This window comes from Flavobacterium sp. (assembly GCF_028712645.1).
Taxonomy (GTDB): domain Bacteria; phylum Bacteroidota; class Bacteroidia; order Flavobacteriales; family Flavobacteriaceae; genus Flavobacterium.
Genome location: NZ_JAQTPQ010000175.1, coordinates 1 through 7,442 on the forward strand (window position 1 = coordinate 1; position 7,442 = coordinate 7,442).

Genomic DNA, 7,442 nt, shown 5'->3' on the forward strand with positions numbered 1-7,442 from the left:
ATTGGCCTTCTTTTGTTTTGGCAATATTATGTTGCTTTCTTTCCCTGAATATTTTGAAGTCAAGGAGTTTTGGTTAGATAGTTATAAACCATTTTTTAGATGGTTAATTTTTGCGTTGTCATTACCAGCGTTTCTATATTCGGCAAGTGGTTATTATGTTTCAGCTTATAAAAGTATTAGGTCTGGAATGCTGAATATTGATATTCCTATTGCTTTAGGAATTATTATTTTCTTTGTTCGAAGCACGTTTGATATTGTAATGGATTATGGTTCTGGATTTTTCGATAGCTTGACTGGTTTGATTTTCTTTATGCTTTTGGGAAAAATGTTTCAAATTAAAACCTATAGTTTTTTGAGTTTTGAAAGAGATTTTAAATCCTATTTTCCAATAGCAATTACTAGAATTAATAGCGATACTTCTGAAGAAAGTGTTCCTATTTATGACATCGAAAAGGGAAATCGCCTTTTGATTAGAAATCAAGAGCTCATTCCAGTTGATGGAATTTTAATTTCCGAAACTGCCGAAATTGATTATAGTTTCGTTACTGGAGAAGCAATTCCCATTGCTAAAAAATCAGGTGATAAAGTTTTTGCAGGAGGAAAGCAGATAGGCAAAGTAATCGAAATGGAAGTTTTGCACTCAGTTTCTCAAAGTTATTTGACCCAATTATGGAGTAATGATGTTTTTCAGAAAAATGTAAACCAAAAATACAAAACCATCACTGATACGATTAGTCGTTATTTTACACCCATACTTTTATTGATTGCTTTTGCTGGATTTGGCTATTGGATTTTTATTGATGCCAATATTGCTTTCAATGTTTTTACGGCAGTATTGATTGTGGCTTGCCCTTGTGCATTGGCATTGACAGCTCCATTTACTTATGGAAATATTTTGCGAATTTTGGGTAAACAGAAATTTTATCTCAAGAATGCTTTGGTTATCGAGCAACTTTCTAAAGTTGATACTATAGTTTTTGACAAAACGGGAACCATAACAACAAATAAAAAGTCGAATGTTTCTTATGTAGGAACGGAGTTTTCAGAGGAAAATTTAATTTTCATAAAAAATGTGCTTCGTGCTTCAAATCATCCATTAAGTAGGATGTTGTATGATTTTTTGCCAGAAAGTAAACGATTAAAAATAGAAGGGTTTGAAGAAATTACAGGAAAAGGAATTCTTGCACAAATCAACAATGTTGAAATTAAAATAGGTTCTTATGAATTTATTACTGAATGTTCCCCTTTACCAGTTTCGGCTTCCTCTCCTTCGGAGAGGGTCGGGGAGAGGACGTCTGTTCATATAAAAATCAACGGGGTTTATTTTGGAAAATACATTTTCAATAATCAATATAGAGAAGGATTAGGAGAACTTTTTGAAAAATTAAGTGCTAATTATCAAATTAAAGTTTTGTCAGGCGACAATGAAGGAGAAAAAGTAAGTTTAGAAAATATTCTTCCCAAAGGAACAGAATTAATTTTTAATCAAAAACCGGAACAAAAACTGGATTTCATCAAAAAACTTCAGCAAGAAGGTAAAAACGTAATGATGGTGGGAGATGGTTTGAACGATGCTGGTGCTTTGGCACAAAGTGATATGGGAATTTCGATTTCAGAAAATGTGAATGTTTTTTCGCCAGCTTGTGATGCAATTCTAGATGCAAGTGAATTTAAAAGATTGCATTACTTTTTAAATCTTTCTAAGAAAGCCATAACGACAATAAAAATGAGTTTTACTTTGTCTCTAATTTATAATCTTGTGGGATTGTCATTTGCAATTACAGGAAATTTGAAACCTTTAGTTGCCGCAATAATAATGCCCTTGAGTACAATTACAATTGTAAGTTTTGTGACGATTATGAGTAATTATTATGCCAGAAGATTAAAGTAAATAAATTATTTTTTTTCCTTATTTTTAACAAAAATAAATAAATATGACAATTGTCATATTTTAGCAATTATCACAATGTTATTTTTGTAATCTTAACAATAAATTATGAGTGTAATATATTTATTAATATGTATTAGTATTTTAGTCGCTATTGTGTTTTTTGTTGCTTTTATAAGAGCAGTAAAAACGGGACAGTATGACGATGATTACACTCCGTCAGTCAGGATGCTATTTGACGATGAGCTTGTTAAAAAAGTCACTGATGAATCAATGAATATTACCAAGAACAAGCTTAAATCTTAAACTTTTAAACCAATTAACAATTATTATTTATGGAAATGCAACAGTTTTATTATGACAACAAAATTGTAAAGAAATTCATTTACGCAACGATCCTTTTTGGTGTTGTGGCAATGTCTGTTGGCCTATTAGAAGCCTTCTTTTATCTTTTCCCTAATTTAACCGACGGAATTTCGTGGTTAAGTTATGGTAGATTAAGACCTTTACATACCAATGCGGCGATTTTTGCCTTTGTAGGAAATGCTATGTTTGCTGGAGTTTATTATTCGTTACAGCGATTATTAAAAGCTAGGATGTTTAGTGATTTTTTGAGTAATTTGAATTTTTGGGGTTGGCAGTTAATTATTGTTGCCGCAGCGATTTCGTTGCCATTAGGTTTTAGTACTTCTAAAGAATATGCTGAATTAGAATGGCCAATTGATATTGCCATCGCTTTAATTTGGGTTGTTTTTGGTATTAATATGATTGGTACAATAATAAAAAGAAGAGAGCGTCATTTGTATGTTGCGATTTGGTTTTACATTGCCACTTTCGTTACTGTTGCAGTTTTGCATATTTTCAACAGTTTAGAATTGCCTGTTAGTGCAATGAAAAGTTATTCTGTTTATGCAGGAGTTCAGGATGCTTTGGTGCAATGGTGGTATGGTCATAATGCAGTTGCTTTTTTCTTGACTACACCTTATTTAGGATTAATGTATTATTTTGTTCCTAAAGTAGCGAATCGTCCAGTTTATTCTTATAGATTATCCATTGTTCACTTTTGGTCATTAATATTTTTATACATCTGGGCCGGACCTCACCATTTATTATATACAGCTTTACCAACTTGGGCACAAAATTTAGGTGTTGTATTTTCTGTGATGTTAATAGCTCCGTCTTGGGGAGGTATGATTAACGGACTTTTGACTTTAAGAGGGGTTTGGGACAAAGTACGTGAAGAGCCAGTTTTAAAATTCTTCGTTGTAGCAATTACAGGTTATGGTATGGCTACTTTTGAAGGACCAATGTTATCTCTTAAAAATGTAAATGCTATTGCGCATTTTACTGACTGGATTATTGCTCACGTACACGTTGGAGCTTTAGCTTGGAACGGATTTATGGCTTTCGGTATCATTTATTGGTTGATACCTCGAATGACAAAAACTACTTTGTATTCTAGAAAATTAGCTAATTTTCACTTTTGGATTGGTACCTTAGGAATTATATTTTACACCCTTCCAATGTATGTTGCTGGTTTTACTCAAGCCTCTATGTGGAAACAATTTAACCCAGACGGAACCTTAACTTATGGTAATTTCCTTGAAACGGTAACTCAAATTATGCCGATGTATTTGATGAGAGCCATTGGTGGGACATTGTATCTTATTGGAATGCTTGTATTAGTTTATAATATTATCCGAACTGTTAGAGCAGGAGAGTCAGTAGAAGATGAATTAGCAGAAGCGCCTGCTTTGCAACAAATTAGTGCAGGAAGAATTAAAGGTGAAAAATTCCACCCTTGGTTAGAAAGAAAACCTATTCAATTAACCATTTTAGCGGTTTTAGCTATTTTAATCGGAGGAATTATAGAAATTGTTCCAACGATTATGGTAAAATCAAATATTCCAACAATTGCTAGCGTAAAACCTTATACGCCGTTAGAATTGCAAGGTCGTGATTTATACATCCGTGAAGGTTGTGTAGGTTGTCACTCTCAAATGGTGCGTCCTTTCCGTAGCGAAGTAGAACGTTATGGACCACAAGGTAAAGCTGGTGAATTTGTTTACGATCACCCATTCCTTTGGGGATCAAAACGTACAGGTCCAGATTTATTGAGAGAAGGTGGTAAATATAATGACAACTGGCATTTCAATCACTTCTGGAGTCCACAAAGTGTTTCGGCTAATTCAATTATGCCAGCTTATAAATGGTTGTTTGATAATCAAGCTATGGATATTTCAATGACTGAAAAGAAAATGAAAGCAATGCAAACTCTTGGAGTTCCTTATACTGATGAACAAATTGCAAATGGCCAAAAAGATTTGAGAACACAAGCTTTGAAAATTGAAGAAAGTTTGAAATCGGATCCTGACTTTGTAAAAAGTTATGATGACAGCAAGAAAAAAGCTGAAGCAAGAGGAGAAGTTTTTGTTCCAATGAATGAAAGAGAAATTGTGGCGTTGATAGCTTACATTCAAAGATTAGGGACTGATATTAAAGTAAAAGATAACAGTAAAAAATAGTAATTATGTTCGAGCAAATTAAACATAATATGGAAACTATAGAAGGTATCTCAAGTTATCCTGTGACTGCTTTAATAATTTTCTTTGCCTTTTTTGTTGGACTTGCCTTTTGGGTTTTGTCTTATAAGAAAGAGAAAATCGATGAATTAAGCCAAATTCCATTGAACGATAATCAAACATTATAATTTCAAAATTAGATATAAGATGAAAAAATTAATCCCAGCATATTTAAGAGTAATAATTATTTTCTTCGCCGTTTTTGGCGCAATGGAATATTTTATTGACTCTGGAAGCCAACCCGCTTTCATAAAATTCCCAATGGTTTCCCTCTTTTTATTAGTGTTTCTTTTCCTTTTAATAGCAATTGAAATCACGGTTAATGCAGTTGATACAATTACATATCACTTGTTGACTGAAGAGCAAAAAACTAAATTAAAAGAAGTTAACTCTGTTAGTTTTAAAGAGAGTTTATGGTTCAAAAAATTAATGAAAGTTTTGACAAAATCAGAGCCAATTGAAAATGAAGGTCAATTACTCTTGGATCATGATTATGATGGAATCAAAGAATTAGACAATAATTTACCACCTTGGTGGGTTTATTTGTTCTATGGTTGTATCATTTTTGCAGTAGTGTATCTTGTTCGATTTGAGGTTATGGGAGGAGATAATCAGGAAATGGAATTGAAAAAAGAAATGGCTCAAGCTCAAATCGATATCGCTGAATACAAAAAGACAGCTCCAGATTTAATGGATGAAAAAACAGTTACCTTGTTGACAGATGCTGCTGATTTAGCCGCTGGTAAAACAATTTTTACAACAAATTGTGTTGCTTGTCACAGAGCTGATGCTGGAGGAGCAATTGGACCAAACTTAACGGATAACCAATGGATTTTAGGTGGTGGAATAAAAAATGTTTTCCATACCATTACTAATGGTGGTCGTGACGGAAAAGGAATGATTGCTTGGTCAAAAAGCGGAATGAAACCAAAAGAAATTCAATTGGTTGCCAGTTATGTATTGTCTTTACAAGGAAGTAATCCGGTAAATCCAAAACCTTCTGAAGGAGAGGTTTGGGTTGATGAAAATGCTCCTAAAACAGATGTTGTGGCTCCGAAAGTTGATAGCACACAGGTAAAAAAATAATTATCGATAAGTAATAAAACTAGCAGATCCTGAATTAATTCAGGATTTGTTTTTTGTAATCCTATAGAAATATAATTTAACTTTTAGGTTCAACTGGAAATGTTGTGAACATTCAATTTTTTTTAAACCATTAAGATATTAAGTTTCATTAAGAAAGGCTGTAAAGCTTAATTTCCTTACTATCTTAATGGTTAAAAATGTTTGTAAATTTTATATTTTAAATGTTTTGACTTTTCACACAAAATCCAGTAGAATCAACTTTTATAGAATAGATATTTTGCTAAAAGAAATGAGGGTTTTATATTGAAATAACTTTATAAAAATAAAATCAATTCTTTTTAAAGGAATGTAACATAAGTTTCAAAGCAAACGAATTCAAAGCTTTACTTTTATACTTTTAAATTTTAAAATTTTAACAATGTCAAAATTACCAGACGAAGCTTTTAGAGATACCATCGCAACCATTGATGAAGAAGGCAATAGAAAGTTTATTTTTCCAAAAAAACCTTCAGGAAAATTTTATGATTATAGAAAGTGGTTAAGCTACTTTTTGTTGATTATTTTGATTGCAAATCCATTTATAAAAGTCAATGGAAACCAGTTTATGATGTTCAATGTATTGGAAAGAAGATTTAATATTTTCGGATTTCCATTTTGGCCTCAAGATTTTTACCTTTTTGTAATTTCAATGATTGTTGGAGTTGTTTTCGTTATTCTATTCACGGTAATTTTCGGGCGTATATTTTGCGGATGGATTTGTCCACAAACTATATTTCTTGAAATGGTTTTTAGAAGAATCGAATATTGGATTGAAGGAGATCGTGGAGCCCAAATTAGGTTGTCTAAACAAGAATGGAATGCCGAAAAAATCAGAAAAAAAGGTTTTAAATGGTTCATTTTTTTGATAATCTCTTTTGGAATTGCCAATGTATTTTTAGCGTATCTAATTAGTAGTGATGAATTAATTAAAATGATTGAGGAGGGACCTGAAAATCACTTAAGCACTTTGATTTCTTTGTCTATTTTTACAGGTGTTTTCTATTTTATATTTACTTGGTTTAGAGAACAAGTTTGCATTATAGCTTGTCCTTACGGAAGATTGCAAGGAGTATTATTAGATAATAAATCGATAAATGTCGCGTATGATTTTGTTCGTGGCGAAAAAGAAAGTGGTAGAGCAAAATTTAATAAACAAGAAGACAGATCAACCACAGGAAAAGGGGATTGTATAGATTGTAAACAATGCGTACAAGTATGTCCTACTGGAATTGATATTCGTAATGGAACTCAACTCGAATGTGTAAATTGTACAGCTTGTATTGATGAGTGTGATTCGATTATGGAAACTGTTGGATTGCCAAAAGGATTAATTCGATACGCTTCTGAAGATGAAATCGAGAAAAATGCTAAGTTTAAATTTACGGCAAGAATGAAAGGTTATTCAGCTGTATTATTTATTCTCATAGGAATATTAGTTGGATTATTGTTTTTACGTACCGATGTTGAAGCTGTTATTCTAAGGCTTCCAGGTCAATTGTTTCAGCACAAAGGGGATAATATTAGTAATATTTACACATTCAAAATTATTAACAAAACTAATGATGACTTTAATGACATTCATTTCAAGTTAGTTGGAATAAAAGGAACTCTAAAAGTTGTAGGAGAACAAGATTTAAAAGTGCCAAAACAAGGAATGAAAGGGGGAACTTTGTTTATCGAAATCAATCAATATTTATTAGAGAGTGACAAGACCAAACTTGAAATTGAAGTTTATGATGGTAATAAAAAAATTGAAACAAGTAAAACTAGCTTTTTAAGTCCGAGAAGTTTTGACTAACTTTATAACCTTAAAATAACAAGGGACAATATGAAAATTAATTGGGGAA

General features: G+C 32.0%; 6 protein-coding genes. All 6 read left to right on the forward strand.

The features are described from left to right. The coding region (locus PHC28_RS12940; protein WP_300101222.1) for an HAD-IC family P-type ATPase at positions 1-1,891 on the forward strand (1,891 nt) is incomplete at its 5' end. Between the two features lie 105 nt (positions 1,892-1,996). Beyond that, positions 1,997-2,194, forward strand: coding sequence for a cbb3-type cytochrome oxidase assembly protein CcoS (gene ccoS, locus PHC28_RS12945; RefSeq protein ID WP_300101226.1), 198 nt, complete (start codon positions 1,997-1,999; stop codon positions 2,192-2,194). A 29-nt stretch (positions 2,195-2,223) separates the two neighbouring features. Beyond that, complete coding sequence (ccoN, locus tag PHC28_RS12950) at positions 2,224-4,413, forward strand: cytochrome-c oxidase, cbb3-type subunit I (RefSeq protein ID WP_300101229.1); 2,190 nt, start codon at positions 2,224-2,226, stop codon at positions 4,411-4,413. A 29-nt stretch (positions 4,414-4,442) separates the two neighbouring features. After that, positions 4,443-4,598, forward strand: coding sequence for a CcoQ/FixQ family Cbb3-type cytochrome c oxidase assembly chaperone (locus PHC28_RS12955; protein ID WP_367278032.1), 156 nt, complete (start codon positions 4,443-4,445; stop codon positions 4,596-4,598). Between the two features lie 19 nt (positions 4,599-4,617). Then, complete coding sequence (locus PHC28_RS12960; RefSeq protein ID WP_300101236.1) at positions 4,618-5,556, forward strand: cbb3-type cytochrome c oxidase N-terminal domain-containing protein; 939 nt, start codon at positions 4,618-4,620, stop codon at positions 5,554-5,556. Between the two features lie 418 nt (positions 5,557-5,974). Beyond that, the gene (ccoG, locus tag PHC28_RS12965; protein WP_300101239.1) at positions 5,975-7,393 is read left to right on the forward strand and encodes a cytochrome c oxidase accessory protein CcoG; all 1,419 of its coding nucleotides are present in this window, start codon (positions 5,975-5,977) and stop codon (positions 7,391-7,393) included. Positions 7,394-7,442 lie beyond the last annotated feature (49 nt).